At 67.4% G+C, this 22,608-nt stretch carries 20 protein-coding genes; 5 read left to right on the forward strand and 15 right to left on the reverse strand.

Going from position 1 to position 22,608, the window contains the following annotated elements; all coding sequences use genetic code 11:
• The first annotated feature begins 54 nt into the window (after positions 1 to 54).
• The 3 genes from ACFC0O_RS22475 to ACFC0O_RS22485 all read left to right on the forward strand — a co-directional run bounded on the left by ACFC0O_RS22475 (position 55) and on the right by ACFC0O_RS22485 (position 4,046).
• Positions 55 to 1,296, forward strand: coding sequence for a glycosyltransferase (locus ACFC0O_RS22475; RefSeq protein WP_375960891.1), 1,242 nt, complete (start codon positions 55 to 57; stop codon positions 1,294 to 1,296).
• 129 nt (positions 1,297 to 1,425) lie between these two features.
• The gene (locus tag ACFC0O_RS22480; RefSeq protein WP_375960893.1) at positions 1,426 to 3,507 is read left to right on the forward strand and encodes a glycosyltransferase family 39 protein; all 2,082 of its coding nucleotides are present in this window, start codon (positions 1,426 to 1,428) and stop codon (positions 3,505 to 3,507) included.
• A 386-nt stretch (positions 3,508 to 3,893) separates the two neighbouring features.
• The gene (locus ACFC0O_RS22485) at positions 3,894 to 4,046 is read left to right on the forward strand and encodes a hypothetical protein (protein WP_375960895.1); all 153 of its coding nucleotides are present in this window, start codon (positions 3,894 to 3,896) and stop codon (positions 4,044 to 4,046) included.
• A gap of 30 nt (positions 4,047 to 4,076) precedes the next feature.
• On the opposite strand, the gene ACFC0O_RS22490 is transcribed toward ACFC0O_RS22485, so the two are convergent.
• The 7 genes from ACFC0O_RS22490 to ACFC0O_RS22520 are packed head-to-tail and all read right to left on the reverse strand — an operon-like array spanning position 4,077 to position 13,179.
• Complete coding sequence (locus ACFC0O_RS22490; RefSeq protein ID WP_364649708.1) at positions 4,077 to 4,691, reverse strand: TetR/AcrR family transcriptional regulator; 615 nt, start codon at positions 4,689 to 4,691, stop codon at positions 4,077 to 4,079.
• A 6-nt stretch (positions 4,692 to 4,697) separates the two neighbouring features.
• A complete protein-coding gene (locus tag ACFC0O_RS22495; RefSeq protein ID WP_375960897.1) occupies positions 4,698 to 5,483 on the reverse strand; it encodes an enoyl-CoA hydratase family protein in 786 nt (261 codons plus the stop codon).
• Positions 5,484 to 5,529: 46 nt separating this feature from the next.
• Entirely contained in the window at positions 5,530 to 6,693 is a 1,164-nt protein-coding gene (locus ACFC0O_RS22500) for an acyl-CoA dehydrogenase family protein (protein WP_364649713.1), read from the reverse strand.
• Positions 6,694 to 6,696: 3 nt separating this feature from the next.
• Positions 6,697 to 8,694: an acetyl/propionyl/methylcrotonyl-CoA carboxylase subunit alpha gene (locus tag ACFC0O_RS22505; protein WP_375960899.1), complete on the reverse strand. Its 1,998-nt coding sequence runs from the start codon at positions 8,692 to 8,694 to the stop codon at positions 6,697 to 6,699.
• A gap of 8 nt (positions 8,695 to 8,702) precedes the next feature.
• The gene (locus ACFC0O_RS22510) at positions 8,703 to 10,307 is read right to left on the reverse strand and encodes an acyl-CoA carboxylase subunit beta (protein ID WP_375960901.1); all 1,605 of its coding nucleotides are present in this window, start codon (positions 10,305 to 10,307) and stop codon (positions 8,703 to 8,705) included.
• Entirely contained in the window at positions 10,304 to 11,452 is a 1,149-nt protein-coding gene (locus ACFC0O_RS22515; protein WP_364649845.1) for an acyl-CoA dehydrogenase family protein, read from the reverse strand. Before ACFC0O_RS22515 ends, ACFC0O_RS22510 begins: the two co-directional genes overlap by 4 nt.
• Positions 11,453 to 11,463: 11 nt before the next feature.
• The gene (locus tag ACFC0O_RS22520) at positions 11,464 to 13,179 is read right to left on the reverse strand and encodes an acyclic terpene utilization AtuA family protein (RefSeq protein WP_375960903.1); all 1,716 of its coding nucleotides are present in this window, start codon (positions 13,177 to 13,179) and stop codon (positions 11,464 to 11,466) included.
• Between the two features lie 165 nt (positions 13,180 to 13,344).
• Here ACFC0O_RS22520 and ACFC0O_RS22525 point away from each other — a divergent pair, with 165 nt between their 5' ends.
• The gene (locus ACFC0O_RS22525) at positions 13,345 to 13,500 is read left to right on the forward strand and encodes a hypothetical protein (protein ID WP_375960905.1); all 156 of its coding nucleotides are present in this window, start codon (positions 13,345 to 13,347) and stop codon (positions 13,498 to 13,500) included.
• A 10-nt stretch (positions 13,501 to 13,510) separates the two neighbouring features.
• Here ACFC0O_RS22525 and ACFC0O_RS22530 read toward each other — a convergent pair whose 3' ends face one another.
• The 6 genes from ACFC0O_RS22530 to ACFC0O_RS22555 form a co-directional block, all read right to left on the reverse strand.
• Positions 13,511 to 14,278 carry an adenylate/guanylate cyclase domain-containing protein gene (locus ACFC0O_RS22530; RefSeq protein ID WP_364649848.1) on the reverse strand — a complete coding sequence of 256 codons (768 nt, stop codon included), beginning with the start codon at positions 14,276 to 14,278 and terminating at the stop codon, positions 13,511 to 13,513.
• 565 nt (positions 14,279 to 14,843) lie between these two features.
• Positions 14,844 to 15,605, reverse strand: a complete 762-nt coding sequence (locus ACFC0O_RS22535) for an ABC transporter permease (RefSeq protein ID WP_375960907.1) — start codon at positions 15,603 to 15,605, stop codon at positions 14,844 to 14,846.
• Positions 15,605 to 16,549 (reverse strand): ABC transporter ATP-binding protein, encoded by a 945-nt coding sequence (locus tag ACFC0O_RS22540; protein WP_375960909.1) that lies wholly within the window; start codon positions 16,547 to 16,549, stop codon positions 15,605 to 15,607. The genes ACFC0O_RS22535 and ACFC0O_RS22540 overlap by 1 nt, the downstream gene beginning before the upstream one ends.
• 153 nt (positions 16,550 to 16,702) lie before the next feature.
• Positions 16,703 to 17,455: a thiazole synthase gene (locus tag ACFC0O_RS22545; protein WP_375963724.1), complete on the reverse strand. Its 753-nt coding sequence runs from the start codon at positions 17,453 to 17,455 to the stop codon at positions 16,703 to 16,705.
• A gap of 4 nt (positions 17,456 to 17,459) precedes the next feature.
• On the reverse strand, positions 17,460 to 17,672 hold the full coding sequence (gene thiS, locus ACFC0O_RS22550; protein ID WP_364649737.1) for a sulfur carrier protein ThiS: 213 nt from the start codon (positions 17,670 to 17,672) through the stop codon (positions 17,460 to 17,462).
• Entirely contained in the window at positions 17,669 to 18,847 is a 1,179-nt protein-coding gene (locus tag ACFC0O_RS22555; protein WP_375960911.1) for an FAD-dependent oxidoreductase, read from the reverse strand. The genes thiS and ACFC0O_RS22555 overlap by 4 nt, the downstream gene beginning before the upstream one ends.
• 193 nt (positions 18,848 to 19,040) lie before the next feature.
• Here ACFC0O_RS22555 and thiE point away from each other — a divergent pair, with 193 nt between their 5' ends.
• Positions 19,041 to 19,745 (forward strand): thiamine phosphate synthase, encoded by a 705-nt coding sequence (thiE, locus tag ACFC0O_RS22560; protein ID WP_375960913.1) that lies wholly within the window; start codon positions 19,041 to 19,043, stop codon positions 19,743 to 19,745.
• A 3-nt stretch (positions 19,746 to 19,748) separates the two neighbouring features.
• Here the strand turns inward: thiE and ACFC0O_RS22565 are convergent, their stop codons facing one another.
• Entirely contained in the window at positions 19,749 to 21,929 is a 2,181-nt protein-coding gene (locus ACFC0O_RS22565; RefSeq protein WP_375960915.1) for a molybdopterin-dependent oxidoreductase, read from the reverse strand.
• Positions 21,930 to 21,932: 3 nt separating this feature from the next.
• Positions 21,933 to 22,598: an NUDIX domain-containing protein gene (locus ACFC0O_RS22570; RefSeq protein WP_375960917.1), complete on the reverse strand. Its 666-nt coding sequence runs from the start codon at positions 22,596 to 22,598 to the stop codon at positions 21,933 to 21,935.
• Positions 22,599 to 22,608 lie beyond the last annotated feature (10 nt).

Here is a 22,608-nt window from a genome sequence, read left to right on the forward strand (position 1 = left end):
ACCTCCCAGCTCCGCCGCAGGGGCGGCCCAGCGTACCGGACGACCGTAGTGATCATGTCCGACACCGTGACCGCCGTCCGGGCGGCGGAACCAGCCGAGTCCGTGACCACGCCCGTTATCGACGTGGTCGTACCCGTCTACAACGAAGAACGCGATCTCGGTCCGTGCGTGCAGCGCCTGCACGCCTTCCTCAATGACAATTTCCCCTTCACGGCGCGAATCACCATCGCCGACAACGCATCCACCGATGCCACCCTGCAGGTGGCGGAGTATCTCGCCGAGCAACTCGACGGGGTGCGGGTGGTGCATCTGGATCGCAAGGGCCGCGGTCGCGCACTGCGCGAGGTGTGGCAGGGGTCGGACGCTCAGGTCGTCGCGTACATGGACGTCGACCTGTCCACGGATTTGAACGCGCTGCTGCCACTGGTCGCGCCGCTGGTGTCCGGACATTCGGATCTGGCCATCGGCACCCGGCTCGCCTCCTCCTCGCGGGTGGTGCGCGGACCCAAGCGGGAGATCATCTCGCGCTGCTACAACCTGATCCTGCGCACCTCGCTGCAGGCCAAGTTCTCCGATGCGCAATGCGGTTTCAAGGCCATGCGCAGCCAGGTGGCGCGCATGGTGCTGCCGCTGGTGGAGGACGGCGAATGGTTCTTCGACACCGAACTGCTGGTGCTGGCCGAACGCATCGGGCTGCGCATTCACGAGGTGCCGGTGGACTGGATCGACGATCCGGACAGCCGCGTCGATATCGTCGACACCGCGCGCAAGGATCTGCAGGGCATCTGGCGGGTCGGGCGGGCGCTCGGGTCGGGGCGGCTGCCCATCAATGAACTGCGCGCCGCCATCGGACGCGAACCGCTGGTGGAGGGCGTACCGCTGGGCATGGTCGGACAGCTGGTGCGATTCGGCATCGTCGGCGTGGGGTCCACGCTCGCGTATCTGCTGCTTTACGTTGTGCTGCAATCGATTACCGGTGCACAGGTGGCGAACTTCCTGGCGCTGCTGATCACCGCCGTCGGAAATACCGCCGCCAATCGCGCCTTCACCTTCGGTGTGCGCGGATCGTCGCAGGCGGTCTCGCATCAGTTGCAGGGCCTGTTCATCTTCGGCATCGGGCTCGCACTCACCAGCGGATCGCTTTTCGCACTGCATCATTGGGCACCGGACTCGGCCGTGCACGTGGAGCTGCTGGTGCTGGTGATCGCGAATCTCATCGCCACCCTGATCCGCTTCGTCGGCCTGCGCTGGGTGTTCCGCAAAGCGGGAGCGCATGATTCGGCGGGCAGCCGGTGACGGCGGCCGACGAACGGGCCGCGAAAGTCGCGGCGGTGACTCCGCCGCGCTATGGCCATGGGCAGTTGGCCCGCTGGCTGCACGCATCCACAGCCACTCTCACGAATCGCATGCCGGAGGAGGTGCATGATGACCGCGACATTGACTGAGCGACAGGTGGTTCCGCCGCCCGAGCGGGATACCGTCTCGAAGCCGCGCTGGGAGTATCCGGCGGTGGCGGCGCTGCTCATCGGCACCGCGATCGCGTATCTGTGGAATCTGTCGGTGAACGGCTGGGCGAATTCGTTCTATGCCGCTGCCGTACAGGCGGGTTCGGTGTCGTGGAAGGCGTTCTTCTTCGGCTCCTCCGACGCCGCCAACTCCATCACGGTGGACAAGACGCCATTGTCGCTGTGGCCCATGGAGATCTCGGTGCGGATCTTCGGACTGCACAGCTGGAGCATGCTGCTGCCGCAGGCGCTGATCGGCGTGGCCTCGGTGGCGCTGCTGTGGGCCACGGTGCGGCGGGTGTTCGGCGCGCACGCCGGACTGCTGGCCGGGCTCGCGCTCGCGGTGACTCCCGTTGCGGCGCTGATGTTCCGGTTCAACAATCCGGACGCGCTGCTGGTGCTGCTCATGATCGCGGCGACCTGGGCCATGACCCGCGCGGTCGAGGACGGGCGCTGGCGCTGGCTGCTGTACACCGGCTTGTTCATCGGTCTGGGCTTCCTCACCAAGCAGTTGCAGGTGCTGCTGGTGGTGCCCGCGCTGGCGCTGACCTATCTCGTCGCCGGACCGCCGAAGCTCGGCAAGCGCATCGCGCAGCTGTTCGCGGCGGGCGCGGCCATGATCGCGGGCGCGGCCTGGTGGGTGCTCATCGCCGAATTCTGGCCGGTCGACGATCGGCCGTACTTCGGTGGCTCACAACATAATTCGATTCTCGAACTGACCTTCGGCTACAACGGGCTGGGCCGGTTGAACGGCGATGAGACCGGCAGCGTCGGCCCGGGCGGGGAACTGCCCGCCGGTGGCAACGGCATGTGGGGCACGACGGGCATCACCCGCATGTTCGAACCGCAGCAGGGCGGGCAGATCGCCTGGCTCATCCCCGCGGCGCTCGTGCTGATGGTCGCCGCACTTGTACTGCGCGGCAAGGCCGCTCGCACCGATCAGCGGCGCGCCGGGCTCATGCTGTGGGGCGGCTGGCTGCTGGTGACCGGACTGGTCTTCAGCTTCATGAAGGGCATTTTCCACCAGTACTACACGATCGCCCTGGCTCCCGCGATCGCCGCATTGGTCGGCATCGGCGCGGTGATGCTGTGGCAGGAACGCGAAAAGCGCTGGGTACGTGTGGCATTGGCGCTCGCCCTGGGCGTCACCATCGCCACGGCGTGGATGCTGCTGTCCCGCAGCAGCTCCTTCCAGCCCTGGCTGCGCTGGACCGTGGCGACGATAGGCGTCGTGGTCACCCTGGCGCTGCTGGTCCGGCTGCCCCGCAAGGTGGAAATCGCGGCCGCGAGTGCCGCGGTGCTCATCGGCCTCGCCGGACCGATCGCCTACACGGTCGACACCCTCGGCACCGGCCACGAGGGACCGATCCCCAGCGCGGGCCCGAATGTGCGCGGCGGCTTCGGTTTCGGCGGCGGCGGACGGCACGGCGGTGGCGGGCCCTGGCAGAACGGCGGCACCGCACCCGGCCAGAACGGCGGCATGCGCGGCCAGAACGGCACCACACCGGGCCAGAACGGCGGTATGCCGGGCATGAACGGTGGGATGCATTCCGGTGGAGCCCGCAATGGCGGCGGTATGCCAGGTGGCGAAATGGGCGGTGGCGCGGGCAATTTCATGATGGCCAGCAAGCCGAGTGCGAAGGTCACCGCGCTGCTGTCCGCCAATGGCGATCAGTTCACCTGGGTGGCGGCGGCCATCGGCTCGAACAGCGCCGCGGGTTTCCAGCTCGCCACGCAGCTGCCGGTCATGCCGGTCGGCGGGTTCAACGGCAGTGATCCGTCGCCGACGCTGGAGCAGTTCCAGCGGTATGTGACCGATGGGGATATCCACTACTTCATCGGCGGCGGCGGTATGGGTGACGGCGGTGAGGGCCGGATGGGCGGTTCGAACCGTTCCGGCTCGCACAGTTCCGAGATCACCAAGTGGGTGCAGGAGCATTACACGGCGCAGGAGGTGGACGGGGTGACCCTCTACGACCTGACCGCGCCGAAGCCCGCCTAGCCCCGCATACGAAAGAGCCCGTTCCGCGTGATTGCGGGACGGGCTCTTTCGTTTGCTACGCCTGGCTCAGGCGAGGCACTGCGCCTGGATCAGGCGAGGCCCCACGCGTGCAGCAGGTAGGTGATGTTCGACGCGATGCTGGTGACAACGTTCGCGAGATTCAGTGCGGCAGAGCCGAGATCGATGATGGGCACAACAATGTCCTTCGCGGATCGGGTTCAATTCAACCCTGCACGTTAGGCTCCCGGACAAGCGTCCAGCAATGATGCAGTTCACGTATTTCCGCTGATCAGCCGCGATGTCGCCCACTCGAAAACAATATTGTGACCCGCGCCACTCCCCTACCCTGAAATCGGCACCCGGCAATCCGATCCAGGGACTGTCATATGAACGATCCACTCCCCCTCAGCGATGAACGCCGCGAAGCCTTCTGGCGGCGAGCCGGTTGGGCACCGGACCTGCCGGATCTCGAACGCGAGCGCATCGAACACCGCTGGGACGACGAATCGATCGATATCGCAGAGGTTTTCGGCTGGTAGACGACGAATCGGAGTTCAGCGCGGGAGAATTCAGCGCGGCGCGTGCAGCGCGATATGCAGCGTGGCCGCCCACTGCTGCACGATCTCCTTGCGGCGCAACGAGTCGTCGGTGAGGATATCGGCCAGTCCGAGACCGCGCGCCAGATCCAGCGTGGCCTGAACCAGATGGTGCGCAACGGGATCGGAGTCGTCCACGCCCAGCGCCTCCACCGCCATGCGATGCGAGACCCGGCCGAAGCGCGCCTCCATCGGCACGATGAGTTCGCGCAGCGCCGGATCGGCGGCGGCATGCGTCCACACCTGGAGCGCCGCCTTGAAGAACGTGGTGGTGTAGCCCTCCACCAGTGCGGTCACCACGGCCTCGGTGCGGCCCTGCCCCTCGGCCACCTCACCGATGGCCTGGGCGTCGGCGAGCGATTGCGCCATGCGGGTGTCGAACATGTAGTCCAGCGCGGCGGTGATCAGATCCTCGCGGGTGGGGAAGTGATGCTGTGCCGCACCGCGCGACACCCCGGCGCGTTCGGCGACCACCGCGACCGTCGCCGCCGCCCAGCCGGTCTCGGCCAGGCAGTCGATGGTCGCCTCCAGCAGCCGCTGCCGGGTGGCCCGGCTGCGGTCCTGCTTGGGTTCGTGGGGTGTAGCCATGAGTAGTTATTCTGCCCAGCTCGGCGGGCGACGCTGAAAGAAGGCCGTCATGCCCTCGATCACATCGGGGGTGCCGAAGAAGCTGCCGGACCGCTCGGCCAGGGCCTGCGCGGAGCGATCGACCTCGGCCAGGATGGCGGCGGTGGCGAGTTTCTTACTCTCCGCCAGACCCTGCGGGGAACCCTTGCGCAGCTCTCCCACCAGGCGTTTCACCTCGGCTTCCGGATCATCGGCGGCAATGCTGATCAGGCCGGTGCGCTCGGCTTCGGCGGCGTCGAAGGTCTCCCCGGTCTGGAAGTAGCGGGCCGCCGCGCGTGAGGTCAGGCGCGGCAGCAGGGTCAGCGAAATCACGAACGGCGCGAGCCCGAGCCGGGCCTCGGTGAGGGCGAAACTGCTGCCGCGACCCGCGACCGCGATATCGCACGCGCCCACGATGCCCATACCGCCCGCGCGCACATTGCCGTCGATCTGCGCGATCACCGGCTTGGGCAGGTCCAGGATGTCGCGCAGCACCCGCACCATCCAGCCGGTGCGGATACCTGCGGCGGCCGCCGGATCGGCGTCCAGCGCTTCCTTGAGATCCGCTCCGGCACAGAAGGTATTGCCGGTGTGGGTGAGCACCACCCCGCGCACCGCGGTGTCCGCGGCGGCCTGTTCCAGGCCCGCGAGCAGCTCCGTCACCAGTTTCGAGGACAGGGCGTTGCGATTGTGCGGGGAGTCCAGGGTCAGGACGGCGAATCCGTCCCGCACCTCGTAGCGCACGTACGGCGCGTCGGGGGTGGCGTCACTCATCGAATTTCCTTACGGGTCAAGAGAAGACGGCTCAGTCGGATACGGCTCAGTACGACCGGGGCAGGCCGAGCGAGTGCTGTGCGACGAAGTTCAGGATCATCTCGCGGCTGACCGGGGCGACGCGCGCGATGCGCGAGGCCGCCAGCATGCCCGCCAGCCCCACATCGGAGGTGAGGCCGGAACCGCCGTGCGTCTGAATCGCCTGATCCAGCGCCTTGATACTGGCTTCCGCCGCAGCGTATTTCGCCATATTGGCGGCCTCGGCGGCACCGAAGTCATCGCCCGAGTCGTACAGGAACGCGGCCTTCTGCATCATGACCTTGGCCAGTTCCAGTTCGATCTTCACCTGTGCCAGCGGATGCGAAATGCCCTGGTGCGCACCGATCGGCACGCCCTTCCACACCGCGCGCTCCTTGGCGTAGGTCACCGCGCGATCGATGGCGTAGCGGCCCATGCCGATCGCCATCGCCGCGCCCATGATTCGCTCCGGGTTCAGACCGGCGAACAGCTGCGCGATGGCGGCGTCCTCCTGGCCTACCAGGGCGGTGGCGGGCAGGCGCACATCATCGAGGAACAGCGTGAACTGGTTGTCCGGCTCGATGATGTCCATCTCCTGCTTCGTCTTCACGAAGCCGGGGGCATCGGTGGGGACGATGAACAGGGCGGGCTGGAGGTTGCCGGTCTTGGCGTTCTCGGTGCGCGCCACGATGAGCACGGCCTCGGCCTGATCGACACCGGAGATGTAGACCTTGCGACCGCTCAGGATCCAGTCCTCGCCGTCCTTACGGGCGGTGGTGGTGATCTTGTGCGAATTGGAGCCGGCATCGGGTTCGGTGATACCGAAGACCATCTTGCCGGTGCCGTCGGCCAGCTTGGTCAGCCAGTACTGCTTCTGCGCGTCGGTGCCGTACTTGGTGATGATGGTGCCGCAGATGGCCGGGGAGACCACCATGAGCAGTAGGCCGCAACCCTGTGCGGCGAGCTCCTCCTGCACCAGCGCCAGCTCGTAGATGCCCGCGCCGCCACCGCCGTACTCCTCCGGCAGGTTCACGCCGAGGAAGCCGAGTTTGCCCGCCTCATCCCACAATTCGTCGAACGGCTCACCCTTGCGGGCCTTGGGTCCGGCGTAATCGCGGAAGTTGTATTTGGCGGCCAGCTTGGCCACGGCCTCGCGCAGGGCCTTCTGCTCATCGGTTTCGATGAAGCTCATCGTCTACTCCTGGTTTTCGCTGTCATCGGACTGGACCACGGCGAGCAGGGCGCCCACTTCGACCTGCTGACCGACCGTCACATTGAGTTCGGTGAGCACACCCGCGGCGGGCGCGGCGATGGTGTGCTCCATCTTCATCGCCTCCAGCCACAGGATGGGCTGGCCCTTCTCGACCCGGCTGCCCAGCTCCGCACCGAGGCGGATGACCGCGCCCGGCATGGGAGCGAGCAGTGAACCCTCGGCCACCTGATCGGCCGGATCCTCGAAACGCGGCAGGCGACGCACCGAGACCGGGCCGAGCGGGGAATCCACGGCCACCAGATCGCCGTAGCGGGCGATCTCGAAGCGGCGGCGCACCGCGCCGCGCTCACCGGGCACCAGCAGAATCACCAGATCCGGTGTGGCCTCGACCAATTCGAGACCCGGATGGCCCTCGACCTCGAGACCGGCACGCGTGATGCGGTAGCGCACCTCATGCTTACCGCTCACACGGCTCTCGTAGGACTTGGACTGCGGTTGCGACGGCAGATTGCGCCAGCCGCTCGGCACACCGAAACCGACCTTGGCGTTCCTGCGATTCGCGGCCGAATCCGCCAGTGCCGCAGCCACAATGGAGAGTTGCTCGGATTCCTCGGACACCAGCGGCGCGGACAGCTTGTCCAGGCCGTGCGTGGCGAAGAAGGCGGTATCGGTGTCACCGGCCAGGAAGGCCGGATGCCGCAGCACCCGCACCAGCAGATCGCGATTGGTCACCAGACCGTGAATCTTGGCGCGCTGCAAGGCCGAAGCCAGGATGTGCGCGGCCTCGTCACGGGTCTCGGCGAACGAGATCACCTTGGACAGCATGGGGTCGTAGTGCACGCCCACCACGGAACCGTCCACCACACCGGTGTCCAGGCGCACGCCCGGTTCGGTCAGGACGGTGAATTCACCCGTGGTGCCCGGGATGTCGAGCTTGTGCACCGGACCGCTCTGCGGCTGCCAATCGTGCGCCGGATCCTCGGCGTACAGGCGCACCTCGATGGAGTGCCCGCGCATGCCCGGCTGCGTCGCCGGCAGCGGGCGACCGGCGGCGACCTGCAATTGCAGGCGCACCAGATCCAGGCCGGTGACCTGCTCGGTGACCGGATGTTCCACCTGGAGACGGGTATTCATCTCCAGGAAGAAGAAGTCACCCTTCTCGTCGGCCAGGAATTCGACGGTGCCCGCACCCTCGTAACCGATGGCCTCGGTGGCGAGCTTGGCGGCCTCGAACAGGCGCGCACGCATCCCGTCGATCTTCTCGACCAGCGGGGACGGGGCCTCTTCGACGACCTTCTGATGGCGGCGCTGGATCGAGCACTCGCGCTCGCCGACCGCCCACACCGTGCCCTTGGTGTCGGCCATGACCTGCACCTCGATATGGCGGCCGGTCTCCAGGTAGCGCTCACAGAACACGGTCGGATCACCGAACGCCGATTCCGCCTCGCGCCGCGCGCCTTCCAGCTGTTCGGTGAGGTCGGCGAGATCGCGCACCACGCGCATACCGCGACCGCCGCCGCCCGAGGACGCCTTGATGAGCACCGGCAGCATATCCGCGGTGACCTCGGCCGGGTCCAGCTCGGCGAGCACCGGGACACCGGCGGCGTCCATCATCTTCTTGGACTCGACCTTGGAGCCCATCTGCTCGATGGCGGCCACCGGCGGGCCGATCCAGGTCAGACCGGCTTCCAGTACGGCACGCGCGAATTCGGCGTTCTCGGAGAGGAATCCGTAGCCGGGGTGGATGGCGTCCGCACCGGCGGCCAGCGCGGCCTCGATGATCAGTTCACCGCGCAGGTAGGTCTCACCAGGAGTGTTTCCGGGCAGTCGAATGGCCGAATCCGCTTCCGCCACATGCGGTGCGGCGGCGTCGGCGTCGGAATACACGGCGGTGGTGGCGATTCCCATGCGACGGCACGTGGCGAATACGCGCCGCGCGATCTCACCGCGGTTCGCGACCAGAACGTTCGTTATCTCCATACCGGCACTCACATTCGGAAGACGCCGAAGCCCTCGGCGCCCTTGATCGGGGCATTGTGGATGGCGGACAACGCCATTCCCAATACCGTGCGGGTGTCGCGCGGGTCGATGACGCCGTCGTCGTACAGGCGGCCCGACATGAACATGGGCAGCGATTCGGCCTCGATCTGCGCCTCGATCATGGCGCGGATACCGGCGTCGGCCTCCTCGTTGAACGGAATGCCCTTGGCCTCATTGGCGGCCCGGCCCACGATGGAGATGACGCCCGCCAGCTGCGCACCGCCCATGACGGCGGATTTGGCGCTGGGCCAGGCGAATACGAAGCGCGGATCGTACGCGCGACCGCACATGCCGTAGTGCCCTGCGCCGTAGGACGCGCCCATGAGCAGCGAGATATGCGGGACCTTGGAGTTCGACACCGCGTTGATCATCATCGCGCCGTGCTTGATGATGCCCTTCTGCTCGTACTCCTTGCCGACCATGTAGCCGGTGGTGTTGTGCAGGAACAGCAGTGGCGTGTTCTTCTGATTGGCCAGCTGGATGAACTGCGCGGCCTTCTGCGCTTCCTCGGAGAACAGCACGCCGCGCGCATTGGCGAGAATGCCGACCGGGTAACCGTGCAGCTCCGACCAGCCGGTGACGAGGCTGGAGCCGTACAACGGTTTGAACTCGTCGAAATCGGAGCCGTCGACGACGCGGGCGATGACCTCGCGCGGATCGAACGGGATCTTCAGATCGGTCGGCACGATGCCGACCAGCTCTTCCTGATCGAACAGCGGCTCGATCACCTCGGCGACCGGGCGCGGGGCCGGGCCCTGCTTCTGCCAGTTCAGGCGGCGAATAATGGAGCGGCCCAGGCGAATCGCGTCCTGCTCGTCGGCGGCAAGGTAGTCCGCCAGACCCGAGACGCGGGCGTGCATCTCCGCGCCACCCAGCGATTCGTCATCGGATTCCTCACCGGTAGCCATCTTCACCAGCGGCGGACCACCCAGGAACACCTTGGAGCGCTCCTTGATCATGACCGTGTAATCGGACATGCCCGGGATGTACGCGCCACCGGCGGTGGAATTACCGAAAACCAGTGCGATGGTGGGAATTCCGGCCGCCGACAGGCGGGTGAGATCGCGGAACATGCGACCACCCGGAACGAAGACCTCCTTCTGCGTCGGCAGATCCGCGCCGCCGGACTCCACCAGGCCGATGACCGGGAGCCGGTTCTCCAGCGCGATATCGTTCATGCGCAGGTTCTTGCGCAGCGTCCACGGGTTCGAGGTGCCGCCGCGCACGGTCGGATCCGGTGCGACGATCATGCATTCGACGCCCTCGACAATGCCGATACCGGCGATGACGCTCGCGCCCACGTGGAAGTCACTGCCCCAGGCGGCCAGCGGGGCCAGCTCCAGGAACGGTGAATCCTCGTCGATGAGCAGTTCGATGCGCTCGCGCGCGGTCAGCTTGCCGCGCTTGCGATGTCGCGCCATCTTGTCCGGGCCGCCGCCCGCGACATTCTTGGCGTATTCGGCCTCGACCTCGCCGAGCTTGGTCGCCATGGCCTCGGCGGCGGCCTGATAGTCCGCCGACTTCGGGTCTACGGTGCTGCGCAGAATGCTCAAGACTGGAACCCCAATCGCTTTGCCGCCAGGGCGGTCAGGATCTCATTGGTGCCGCCGCCGATACCGAGAATGCGCACATCGCGGTACTGGCGTTCGACCTCGGACTCGCGCATGTAGCCGAGCCCGCCGAACAGCTGAACCGCCTGGTGCGCAACCCATTCCGCGGTCTCGACGGCGGTGTTCTTGGCGAAGCACACCTCGGCGATGAGATCGGTCTCGCCCTGTGCGGCGCGCTCGGCGATATGCCGGGTGTAGACGCGGGCCACATCGATGCGGCGCGCCATCTCCGACAGCGTGTTCTGCACGGACTGGCGGCTGATCAGCGGGCGGCCGAAGGTCTCCCGGTCGCGGGTCCACTGAAGCGTCAGGTCCAGGCAGCGCTGCGCCTGCGCGTACGCCTGGACCGCCAGGCCGACGCGCTCGCTCACGAAAGCGCTGGCGATCTGGGCGAATCCGGAGTTCTCCGCACCGACCAGGTTCGACACCGGTACGCGCACATCGACATACGAGAGTTCGGCGGTATCGGAGGCCAGCCAGCCCATCTTCTCCAGCTTGCGGCTGACCGTGAAACCGGGCGTGCCCTTCTCCACGATGAGCAGCGAAACACCGGCCGCGCCACTGCCTCCCGTGCGCACCGCCGTCACGACGTAATCGGCGCGCACACCCGAGGTGATGTAGGTCTTGGAGCCGTTGACGATGAACTCGTCACCGTCGCGCACCGCGGTGGTGCGCAGATGCCCGACATCCGAACCGCCGCCCGGCTCGGTGATGGCGAGCGAACCGATCTTCTCGCCCGCCAGGGTCGGCTTGGCGAAACGCTCGATATGGTCGGCGTTCCCCGAGGCGATAATGTGCGGCACCGCGATACCGCAGGTGAACAGCGAGGCGAACAGACCGCCCGAACCGCCCGCGTAATGCATTTCCTCGCACACGATGGCGGCGTCGATGGGATCGCCGTCCGAACCGCCGCCCGATTCCGGGAACTGGATGCCGAGCAGGCCCAGCGCGCCCGCCTTCTTGTGCAGTTCACGCGGGATCTCACCGTCCCGCTCCCAGCCGTCCAGATACGGGAGCACCTCGCGCTCGGCGAATCCGCGCACGGTGGCACGCAATTCGCGCCGCTCCGGCGTCTCCCAGGGGTTCACAAAGGCAGTGCTCATGGCAGCAGCTCCACAGGAATTTCGATGTGCCGAGCCCGAAGCCATTCCCCGAGCCCCTTGGCCTGCGGATCGAAACGCGCCTGATAGGCCACGCCCTCCCCGAGCAGACCCTCGACAATGAAGTTGATCGCGCGCAGATTCGGCAGCACGTGCCGGGTGACCGGCAGTTTCGCGGTTTCCGGCAGCAGCAGGCGCAGTTCGTCCACGGTGAGCGCGTGCACCAGCCAGCGCCACTGCTCATCGGTGCGCACCCAGACGCCGATATTGGCATTGCCGCCCTTATCGCCACTGCGCGCCAGCGCGATGGTGCCGAGCGGGACGCGCTTGGTCTCACCCCGCGGAAGCGGCTGCGGCAGTGCGGGTTCGGGCACCTCGGCCAGTTCCAGGGTCTCCCCCGCCGGTGCGATATCCACCGTGCCGCCATCGGGCAGCACCGCGATATGCGGAACTTCCTTCGCATCCACATAGCCCGGCGTGAACACGCCGTACGGGCCGCCGTTTCCGGGCGGGGCCGTCAGCGAGAAGCCCGCATAGCTGGCCAGGGCCAATTCCACTGCCACGCTGGAGAATCCGCGCCCCACCTTGTTCGGGTCCGGATCGCGCACCACACAGCGCAGCAGTGCGCTGGCCTGCTCCTCGGTCTCGGCGTCCGGCCGGTCCAGGCGGGCCAGGGTCCAGTCCAGTTCGGCGGGCCGCACCGGCAGCCAGGCTTCCAGCTGTCGTTGCGCCAGTTCGGCTTTGGCCTCGATATCCAGGCCGGTGACGATGAACTCCATCTCATTGCGGAAACCGCCGATGGTGTTCAGCGAGACCTTGGTGCGCGGCGGCGGCGCTTCACCCTTCACACCGCTGATGAGCACCCGATCCGGGCCGTCCTGGGAGAGTTCGATGGTGTCCAGGCGCGTGGTCACGTCCGGTCCGGCGTAGCGCTCGCTCTGGATCTCGTACATGAGCTGGGCTTCGACGGTGTCCACGGTGACCGCGCCGCCGGTGCCGTCATGCTTGGTGATGACACTGCTGCCGTCGCGGCGCACCTCGGCGAGCGGGAAGCCCGGGCGGTTCAGATCCGCGATCTCGGTGAAGAAGGCGAAATTGCCGCCGGTGGCCTGGGTGCTGCATTCGATGACGTGCCCCGCCACCACCGCGCCCGCCAGCGCGTCGTAATCGGTTCGGCCCCAGCCGAAATGCGCGGCGGCCGGGCCGACCACCAGGGCGGCGTCGGTGACGCGACCGGTCACCACGATGTCCGCGCCCGCGTTCAGGCTTTCGGCGATACCCCACGCGCCCAGATAGGCATTGGCGGTCAGCGGCGCGCCGAGGCCGAGTTCGCTCGCACGCGGCAGCAGATCGTCACCGGTCACATACGCGACCTTCGGTGCGAGACCGAGCTTTTCGGCCACCTCGCCGACCCGCTGGGCCAGTCCGGCCGGATTCAATCCACCCGCGTTGACGACGATCTTCACGCCCTTGTCCAGGGCCAGTCCGAGATTGCTCTCCAGCTGTCGCACAAAGGTTTTGGCGTAGCCGAGATTGGCGTCCTTCATGCGATCCCGGCCCAGGATCAGCATGGTGAGTTCGGCCAGATAATCGCCGGTGAGCACATCGAGCTGCCCGCCCTCGAGCATCTCGCGCATGGCGCTCATCCGGTCCCCGTAGAAGCCGGAGCAGTTGCCGATCCGAATGAGGTCCGGATCGTCGCCGAGCTGACTCATTACTGGGCCTCCCTGTGCACCCGCATGGCGCAGCGCCATCGCTGCGGTCGGTTACAGGGTCACATCGCCCCAGAAAAAAATCAAGCCTGCGTGCTTGTTAATTGGCTGAGAGCTTCGGCCGGAGCCCCCGAGACCGGCCCGAACCCCGCCAGGCACACTATTGCGGTGTCCGAAGACGTCGCCATGATCGCGCTGCTAGCCCTGGCCGGATTCCTCTACGGCGGGGCCTACTCGACCTGGAAGACCGCACGCCCGCTCGCGATCGCACTCGGCGTGGCCGGAGTGCTGGCGACAGCGGGCGCAGTGCTCTATCTCCTCTAGATACCGCCTACTACTCCGCCTCCAGGCGGAAGATGCGCAGATCCTCCGGCACACCGCTGAGCGGGGCCGCGAAAAAGCTGCGCCGATACGGCCGGACCCCGAAACCGAGCTCCTCGAGCGTCTCGGGCTTCAGGGACTCCAGCGTCACCGCCGACATCATGGTGTTGCCGTTACCGCCCGCCGCCATCACCCGCGCGGCGATCGTGACATCCACGCCCAGCCAATCGCCGCCGATCTCGCGCGGGGTGCCCGTATGCAGGCCCATGCGCATCTGCGGGCGATAGCCGTTGACATTCACATTGGTGAGATTCTCCTTGGCCGCCACCGCGGCTCGCACCGCGCGATCCGCGGACGGGAACACCGCCATCAGACCGTCACCCATGCGCTTGATGACCTGACCGCCGCGATCGGCGATCGGCGGCTCGATGGCCTTGGCCACCCGGCGCAACAGTTCCAGGGTCTGTTCGTCACCGGCGGCCAGCGACCAACTGGAGAAGGCCACCAGATCGGTGAACATGATGGTGATCTCCTGGGTGCCGCGGCCCTTGCCGACGCGCTCCAGCATGGCCTGCCAGACCTGCAACGCGCCCAGGCCCAATTCGCGTGCGGCACTGGGTGAATCGCCGACCAGTTTGTCCGCGGCGCGGGCGACGGCACGAGCACCGCCCGGACCGGAAACCGAGAGCGGATCACCGAAAGCCGGGTCACCGGGCAGGTTTTCGCGGGCCTTGCGGACCAGGCCGATCAGATCACCGCGCTGATTCGCGGCATTGACCAGCGCCGAAAGCTGCCCGCTCGGGAAACGGCGGCGGCCGTTCGCGGCATCGGTGTCGTCGAGGGAATCATCGACCGATTCGGTCGGGACCAGCGGAATCACCACGTCGGGGTCGATGCGGGGTGCGCGCGACTCACGAGCACGGGATCCATTCGCCTCCCGCGACCGCTTGCGATCGGTTCCCAGTCCTTCCGAGCGGGGGGCGTCGGATGCGCGCTCGCCGCCGTCGGAGGGTCGTTCGCTCACGCCCAGAGCGTATCTCAGCGCTTGATCTCCGGATGGATTAATGACTGCCACCTGACACCTTCCGATCGGTCCGAGCGGCCACATCATTGGGCCCGCCGATGTACGAGTGTTTTGGTTGCTGGGCCGATGCTACTCAGCTCCGGAGGGGTCCGCCAGACACTTGCGACCCGATTCGACGGTATTCATACAGTGTTTCCCGGCACACCCGGAGCGAGAGTCCCCCGACCACCGGAAACGACATCGGCCCGATACGGATTTCTCCGTATCGGGCCGATATTCGCCGCCGAACCGGGCAGTGGCCGGCGGCATCCCCGGGCAGGGTCTATGCGTCGCGCTTATTGACTACGAACAGCGCGGCTCCGAAAACGATTCCGACGAACACGGCGAAGTACAGCAGGCTGCCCCACGGGCCCCAATGCCAGTTGGAACCGGCCGCGTCCGCACCCGCCGAATAGAAGTGACCGGCGTTCGCGAAAGGCATGAACGCGCCCACATTCCGGCCGAAGCTGCCGAACGCGCTGAGCAGGGTTTCCAGCACCGTCGGCCACAGGATGATCAGCGAGATCGCCGCGGCGCTCTGCCGGACCAGCACGCCGACGCCGATGGCCAGCACCACGGACAGGAAGGCGTAGATCGGGACGCCGTAAATGGCGCGGGCGTTATCGGCATTGGACAGCACCAGGGCCGCGCCGCCCTCCGAACCGCTGATCGCCTTTGCCAGCAGGAAGGAGAGCAGGGTCAGCACGCCGATCAGGACCGCGCCGAAGGCGCCGATCAACAGTGCTTTGGTGATCAGCACCTTATCCCGCGCAGGGGTTGCTAGAAATGTGCTGCGAATGGTGCCGAACCGATACTCGCTGGTTATCGCGAGCGCCGCCAAGATCATCAGCACCAGTACGCCGAAGCCGCTCACGCCACCCACGACAGTGGTCACGTGCAGGGGCGGGGTATCGGCCTTGGGCGAGCGATTCACCGCCGCCACCAGGGCCGCGAAGCCCAGACCCAGCGCCACGATGATCGCCGAGCACCACCACGGAGACCGGGTCGAGGTGAGTTTGATTCGTTCCGCCGCGAGTACGCCCATCAGAGCGCACCTCCCATCACCTGGTCGAAGCCTTCGCCGTGGTACTCCACCGCACTGCCGGTCATCCGCATGAACGCCTCCTCCAGCGACGCGCGCTGCGGTGACAGCTCGAAGAGCGTTATGTCATTGGAGCCGGCCAGTTTTCCGACCGCGTCCGAGGTGACGCCCGCGATCACCAGGGCCGGGCCGTCATTGTCCGCGCCCGCCTCACGCACCGTCATGCCATTGGAGGTGAGCAGGCCGCGCAATTGATCCAGCTGCGGACTGCGCACGCGCACAGACTGTTCCGACGCCTTCTCGATGAAATCCTTTGTGGTGGTGTCGGCCATCAGCTGGCCGCGGCCGATCACGATGAGATGCTCTGCGGTCTGCGCCATTTCGGACAGCAGATGGCTGGAGACCAGCACCGTGCGGCCCTCCGACGCCAGCCGCTGCATGAAACGGCGAATCCACAGAATGCCCTCGGGATCCAGGCCGTTCACCGGTTCGTCGAACAGCAGCACCTTCGGATCACCCAGCAGCGCACCCGCCAGGCCGAGCCGCTGCGACATGCCGAGCGAGAAACCGCCCGCGTTCTTATTGGCCACCTCCGCGAGGCCGACCAGGCGCAGCACCTCCTCCACGCGTGCCGCCGGAATGTCATTGGACGCCGCCAACCAGCGCAGATGTGCGCGCGCCGAACGATTCGGATGTACCCACTTGGCATCGAGCAGCGCGCCGACCTCGGTCAGCGGACGCTTCAAATCGCGATACGGCTTACCGTCGATGAGCGCGGTACCGGACGTCGGTTCGTCCAACCCCAGAATCATCCGCATGGTGGTCGACTTACCCGCCCCATTCGGGCCGAGAAAGCCGGTCACCAACCCCGGACGAACCGTGAACGACAGATCCGACACCGCGACGGTCTGCCCGTAGTGTTTGGTCAGGCCCCTCAGTTCGATCATGGGGACCAGTCTTCCCGAAGATCCGGTCCCGCACTATCGACCAGAGGTCGCGCGTCCCCTCAACCTCGAGGATGACCTGCTCTACCCCCTTCCAGGGGACTTCCCCCCGGACAATCCGGACTCGGCGGCGCGCCGAAACCTTCGGACGCCGGGTCAGAGCGCGGGCGAAGAGGCTTGTGCCCAGAAACGTTTCGGGATGCGGCCCGCCTCGCGCGCCAGCCAACCGGCCTGGACGGCATTCGCCATGGCCGTCGCCATGAGGGCGGGTTTGCGGGCGCGGGTGACCGCGGTGGCGAGCAGGACTGCGGCACAGCCGAGTTCCATCGCCAGGGCGGCATCGCTGGCGGTGCCGATACCCGCGTCCAGGATGACCGGGACGCCCGCGGCGGCCACGATCATCTCGATATTGTGCGGATTGCCGATGCCCAGGCCGGTGCCGATCGGCGAGCCCAGGGGCATGACGGCGGCGCAGCCCGCATCCTCGAGACGGCGCGCGAGCACCGGGTCGTCGGTGGTGTACGGCAGCACGGTGAAACCGTCGTCCACCAATTGCTCTGCGGCATCGACCAATTCGATGGCATCCGGGAGCAGGGTGCGCTCGTCCGCGATGACTTCCAGCTTCACCCAATCGGTTTCGAGCGCCTCACGGCCCAGGCGCGCGGTGAGCACGGCCTCGGCGGCGGTGCGGCAACCCGCGGTATTGGGCAGCGGGGCGATCTCCAGGCGCTTGAGCAGATCCAGCACGCCGGTGCCGCCCGCGGCGTCCACGCGGCGCATGGCGACCGTGGTCAGTTCGGTGCCCGAGGCGATCAGGGCCTCCTCCAGCACCGCGAGATTCTCCGCGCCGCCGGTGCCCATGATGAGCCGCGAACCGAAACTGCGACCCGCGATCACCAGCGGATCGATGCCGCTAGCCACCCTGCACCGCCGTCAGCACCTCGAGCTCCCAGCCGCGCCCGACCTGCTCATCCCAGCGCGACTTCGGGAACAGCGCGCCGTCCACCGCCACCGCCACACCCTGACACGGCAGATTCAACTGCTCCAGCACCTGGCGCACCGTCGGGGCCTCGGCGAATTCGTGGTCCTCACCATTGACGGTGATACCGACCGGAACTGCGGTCATCGGACTCCTCCTGAAGAGATGGGGGCGGAAGTGCGGAAGCGTCCCGGATCGGCGGATCGCGCCTCGGGGAGCTGAGCATCGGCGAGCAGGGACAACACTGCGTCAACCGTGACGGGGGTATCGAGAATTCCATTGCGGCCGTGCCCCGTCGCCGCGATCACGCGCTCATCGAGATAGCCGATGAGCGGCAGATTATCCGGCGATCCCGGCCGCGAACCCGCGATGGCCTCGGCGAACTCGTACTCCCCGATACCCGGCAGGATCGCCTCGGCATCGGTGATGAGATCCCGCACGCCCGCCACGGTGACAGCCGTATCGAACCCCTGCTCGTATTGCGTTGCGCCCAGCACGATTCCGTCACTGCGCGGCACCAGATAAATGGGCCGCCCGTGCACGCGAGCGCGAATCACACTCTCCGGCGGCGTCGGTGCACTGGGCCGCCGCCGCAACCGCAGAATCTCGCCCTTCACCGGGCGAACCGGCAGCCCCGGCCACAATTCGGCGGCAGCCGCCCCGGCCGCGAGCACGACCCGATCATGCGACAGATCCGCGAGCGAGTTCACCTTCTCCGCGCGAAATTCAACGCCGCCCGCCACGCAGGCGGACCGCAGCGCGTTCACCAGCGCGCGATTGTCAACGGCGGGTTCGGAATTCGCGAGCAATCCGGCACGCACGGTCCGGGCCAGACCGGGCTCGAGTGCCCGAACGCCACCGCGATCCAACAGCCGCAGATGCTCGCCACCGGCCCCGTCTCCCCGCGCGGACATCTCCGGGATATCGCCGGGTCGTGCGGTCGTGGACAGTGCACCCGCGCTATCCAACGTGGGCAAGGGCTGGGCATTCACCCAATCAGCGATAGTGCGCAAGTCGGCCGCGTCGGCGGTGTCGAGAGCGACCGTCAGCGTGCGCGTCGCGGTGAAGAGCTCGGTGGTCGCGTGGGCTTGCAGGCGAGCCGCGAACTCAGGCCACCGCGCCAGCGAAGCGGCCCCGAACGCGAGCGCGGCCTCCTCCCCCGGCCACCCCTCCGACAGCGGCGCGAGCATCCCACCCGCCACCCACGAGGCCCCCGACCCACTCGCCGGATCGAACAGCGTGACCGCCCACCCCGCCTCGGCGGCACGCCATGCCACCGAAAGCCCGATCACACCGCCGCCCACGACGGCCAGAGTCCGCACTACATCCACCTAACTGTGTTCGATTGCGCCGCCTCCGGCGGCGCGGTCCGCGGCCCTCGAAGCCCCGGCGGGCCGCGAATCAGAAGTTCGGCATGGCGGGGCCGGTGTCTTCGAAGGCAACGAGCAGTGGCCCCGCACGCAGGTCACACCGTTCGTTTCGCCTCACCACGGTAGCGCGACTAGCGTCGGGGACGTGCAGCCCTCCCACCCGAACCGGCCCGCCACACCGCGCGAACGCCTGGCCAGCGCACGCCTGTACCTGTGCACGGATGCCCGCCGGGATACCGGCGACCTGGCCGCCTTCGCCGATGCGGCCCTGGCCGGGGGCGTCGACATCATCCAGTTGCGGGATAAGGGGTCGCCCGGGGAGAAGGAGTTCGGGCCGCTCGAGGCCAAAGCCGAACTGGGTGCGCTTGCCGAATTGAAGGCCGCCGCGCGCAGGCACGGGGCACTCGTGGCCTGCAACGACCGCGCCGATATCGGACTGGCGGCGGGCATCGATGTGCTGCATTTGGGGCAGGGGGATCTGCCGCCCTGGTACGCGCGCAAGATCCTCGGGCCGGATGTGGTGATCGGCCGCTCCACCAATAACCGGGCGCAGGCGGGGCTCGCCGCCATCGACGAGCACATCGATTACTTCTGCACCGGGCCCGTGTACGCCACGCCCACCAAGCCTGGTCGTCAGGCGTCGGGGTTGGAGCTGGTGCGCTCCACCGCCGAATCGCATACCGCGCGGCCCTGGTTCGCCATCGGCGGCATCGACGATCAGCGCCTGCCGGAGGTGCTGGCGGCGGGCGCGACCCGAATCGTGGTGGTGCGGGCCATTACCGCAGCACGCGATCCGGAATCGGCGGCCCGTGCGCTCAAGCAGCAGGTGCTGGACAACCTCGCCAACTGAGCCTCAGCTCAGCGGCACCGGATCCAGGCGGATCGGGACGCCGTTGAGGTGGGACATGCCCGCCAGGCGTTCGACGTCGGCGGGATCGGTGGACATGAGGTGGTTGGGGTTGGCTCCGCCGGCGGCGTTGGCTCGATGCCAGCCGCCGTTGTGGCCCCAGCCGTGCGGGATGGCCACCGCGCCTTCGATCATGTCTTCGGTGAGGTGGGCGGTTACCTCTATGGAGCCGTGGGGGGAGGTTACGCGGCAGCGGGAGCCGTCCGAGATGCCCGCTACGGCTGCGTCTTTGGGGTTGATGCGGGCGGCTTGGGTGCGGTCGCCGCGCATGAGGAGTTCGGAATTGTGCATCCAGGAGTTGTGGGATTTGAGTTCGCGCATTCCGATCACGCGGAGGGGGTAGGACGGGTCGGCGGGGGCGGCGGTCAGGTCGCGGAGTTCGGCGAGGATTTCGGCGGGGGCCAGGTGGACTCGGTTGTCCTTGTGCTGCACCACTTCTCGCAGGACACCGGTCGTGATGGAATCCGCGAGGACCAAGCCGTGCGGGTGGCGGCGGAGCATTTTCAAGCTGAGACCGCCGCGACGCAGGCCGAAGAGGTCGCCGTAAGGGCCAGTGCGGACGGCCAGATCGACCAGCAGGCGCGGGGTGGGGTGGGCCGCGCGACCGCCGGGGAGGCCGCGCAGGCGGCTGAGCAGGCCACCGGCGGCCTTGGGGCCGATGACGAAGGGCTGCACGCCGATTCGGGTCGCGATGGCGTCGATGATCCGCCATTCCTCGCGGGCCTCGCCGTACGGTTCCAGCACCCGCTCGGTGTACTGCGTGTACGGGGTGGGTGCGAGCGCGGTGAACGGCAGCGGGATGTCATCGCGTTCCAGGAAGGTGGTGGCGGGGAGGATGTAGTCGGCGGTGCGGTTGGTCTCGTTGACGTACAGATCGATGGAGACGTGCAGGTCGAGCTGCGTCATGGCGGCGGCCAGTTCGCGGCCGTTCGGCACCGAGGAGACCGGATTGCCCGCCGAGGTGAACAGGGCGCGGAGCTGTCCGGGGCCGGGGGTGGTGATCTCCTTGGCCATGATGGCGGCGGGGAAGGTGCCCAGCACATCCGGGAAATCGCCTATGCGGGAACGGTTCTTGCCGTATTTGATCAGGCCGAGTTGCGCGTTCAGTTTGGAGACGGCGACCAGTTCCCTGCCGAACACCGAACCGCCGGGCCTGTCCAGATTGCCGGTGACCAGCGCCAGCACATCGATCAGGAATGCGACCAGGGTGGCGTGGCGGCCCAGGCAGGTGCCGGTGCGGCCGTACACGGCGGCGGAGTCGGCGCGCGCCAGATCGCGCGCGAGGGCGCGCACGGCATCGGGCTCCAAACCGGTCACCGGCGCGGTGACTTCCGGGGTGAATCGCGCTACGGCAGCACGCAATTCGTGCGCACCGGCCGATTGGCGGCGGATCGCGTCCGCGTCTTCCAGACCTTCCGCGAAAATGACCTGGAGCAGGCTCGCGAGCAACCAGGCGTCGCCGTCGGGACGCACCCCCACATGTTCGAACAGCTGCGCGGTCTCGGTGCGGCGCGGATCGACCACCAGCACCCGCCCGCCGCGTTTGGTGATGGCCGTGAGCTTCTCGCGAATACGCGGCATACTCATCGCACTACCGTGCGACACAACGGGATTCGCGCCCAGCATGAGCAGGAAATCGGTGCGGTCCAGATCCGGCACCGGTACCGAGGTCAGCGATCCGTACAGCAGTTCGCTGGCAACGAACCGATTGTTGATGTCCTGCGAGCCCGCCGAATAGACATGCCGCAATCCGGCCGCGAGCTGAAAACCCACCAGCCACAACGTATGTGAATAGGAGAACGAGGAGGGATTGCCGAAATACCAGCCGAGACTCTCGCGCCCGTGCGCGCCGATGATGGTGCGCAACCGCGCGCCGATATCGTCCAGCGCCTGGTCCCAGGTGACCCGCTCGAACCCATTCCCGGTGCGCCGCAAGGGATACAGCACCCGATCCGGATCATTCTGTATCTCGCTGAACGCGATCCCCTTCGGGCACGCGTTCCCCTTCGACAGCGGATGCGACTTATCGGCGCGCAGTCGCACCAGCCGTCCGTCCTCGACGGTGGCGATCAGTCCACAGAGTGGTTCGCAGATCCGGCAGTACGTGGGAATCTCACGCTCGCTCACGCCTCAAGACAACACCTGAGCCAGCGTGAGGTACAACACATTTCCGGCCAGATCATCGATGTCCGCGCCTGCGCCGATCCGGGCATCTCGGGCATTGCCATTGCCGTCCGTGCGCAACCAGAGGAACTCCGCATCGGGTAGTTCCAGGGTGCGTGGCAATGCGGCCGCCACCGCTTCCGGATCGTCCAATCCGTCCAGGCTCACCCGCGCCGGGGTGGCGCGCAACAGCGGCCAGGCGGCCTCGAAACCCGGATGCAGCGGGCGGGCGTCCACTTCGGCCTCGGGCACCCACGCCAATTCGGTGCTCTCCAGATTCGCCTCGGTGCGCAGCCGGGTGGCCGCGTCCGCGATAACCGTGGTGTACGTCCAGCCACTGGCGGCGGTGGCGGTCACCCGCGAGGCCCGCACCCGGATGGATCCGGCGGTGATGCCCGCCTCCTCCTCGGCCTCGCGGACGGCGGCGTGCACGCTCGTCTCATGGCTGTCGCGGGCGCCGCCGGGCAGTGCCCAGGTACCGCCCTGATGACTCCAGGCCGCGCGATGCTGCAGCAGCACCGCCGACCCGCCATCGGCCAGCGGGGCACGCAGCAACAGTCCGGCAGCTCCGAATCGACCCCACTGTCGGGTGCCATCCGGGCTTTCCGCCCAGCCGTCGCCGTCACCACGCATGCTCGCATCC

The organism is Nocardia sp. NPDC056100 (assembly GCF_042266325.1).
Classification (GTDB): domain Bacteria; phylum Actinomycetota; class Actinomycetes; order Mycobacteriales; family Mycobacteriaceae; genus Nocardia.

Bases quoted from the DNA above. Each gene is read 5' to 3' on its own strand.
- ACFC0O_RS22475 (WP_375960891.1), top strand. From the start codon at position 55: ATGTCCGACACCGTGACCGCCGTCCGGGCGGCGGAACCAGCCGAGTCC.
- ACFC0O_RS22480 (WP_375960893.1), top strand. From the start codon at position 1,426: ATGACCGCGACATTGACTGAGCGACAGGTGGTTCCGCCGCCCGAGCGG.
- ACFC0O_RS22485 (WP_375960895.1), top strand. From the start codon at position 3,894: ATGAACGATCCACTCCCCCTCAGCGATGAACGCCGCGAAGCCTTCTGG.
- ACFC0O_RS22490 (WP_364649708.1), bottom strand. From the start codon at position 4,691: ATGGCTACACCCCACGAACCCAAGCAGGACCGCAGCCGGGCCACCCGG.
- ACFC0O_RS22495 (WP_375960897.1), bottom strand. From the start codon at position 5,483: ATGAGTGACGCCACCCCCGACGCGCCGTACGTGCGCTACGAGGTGCGG.
- ACFC0O_RS22500 (WP_364649713.1), bottom strand. From the start codon at position 6,693: ATGAGCTTCATCGAAACCGATGAGCAGAAGGCCCTGCGCGAGGCCGTG.
- ACFC0O_RS22505 (WP_375960899.1), bottom strand. From the start codon at position 8,694: ATGGAGATAACGAACGTTCTGGTCGCGAACCGCGGTGAGATCGCGCGG.
- ACFC0O_RS22520 (WP_375960903.1), bottom strand. From the start codon at position 13,179: ATGAGTCAGCTCGGCGACGATCCGGACCTCATTCGGATCGGCAACTGC.
- ACFC0O_RS22535 (WP_375960907.1), bottom strand. From the start codon at position 15,605: ATGGGCGTACTCGCGGCGGAACGAATCAAACTCACCTCGACCCGGTCT.
- ACFC0O_RS22540 (WP_375960909.1), bottom strand. From the start codon at position 16,549: ATGATCGAACTGAGGGGCCTGACCAAACACTACGGGCAGACCGTCGCG.
- thiS (WP_364649737.1), bottom strand. From the start codon at position 17,672: ATGACCGCAGTTCCGGTCGGTATCACCGTCAATGGTGAGGACCACGAA.
- ACFC0O_RS22570 (WP_375960917.1), bottom strand. From the start codon at position 22,598: ATGCGTGGTGACGGCGACGGCTGGGCGGAAAGCCCGGATGGCACCCGA.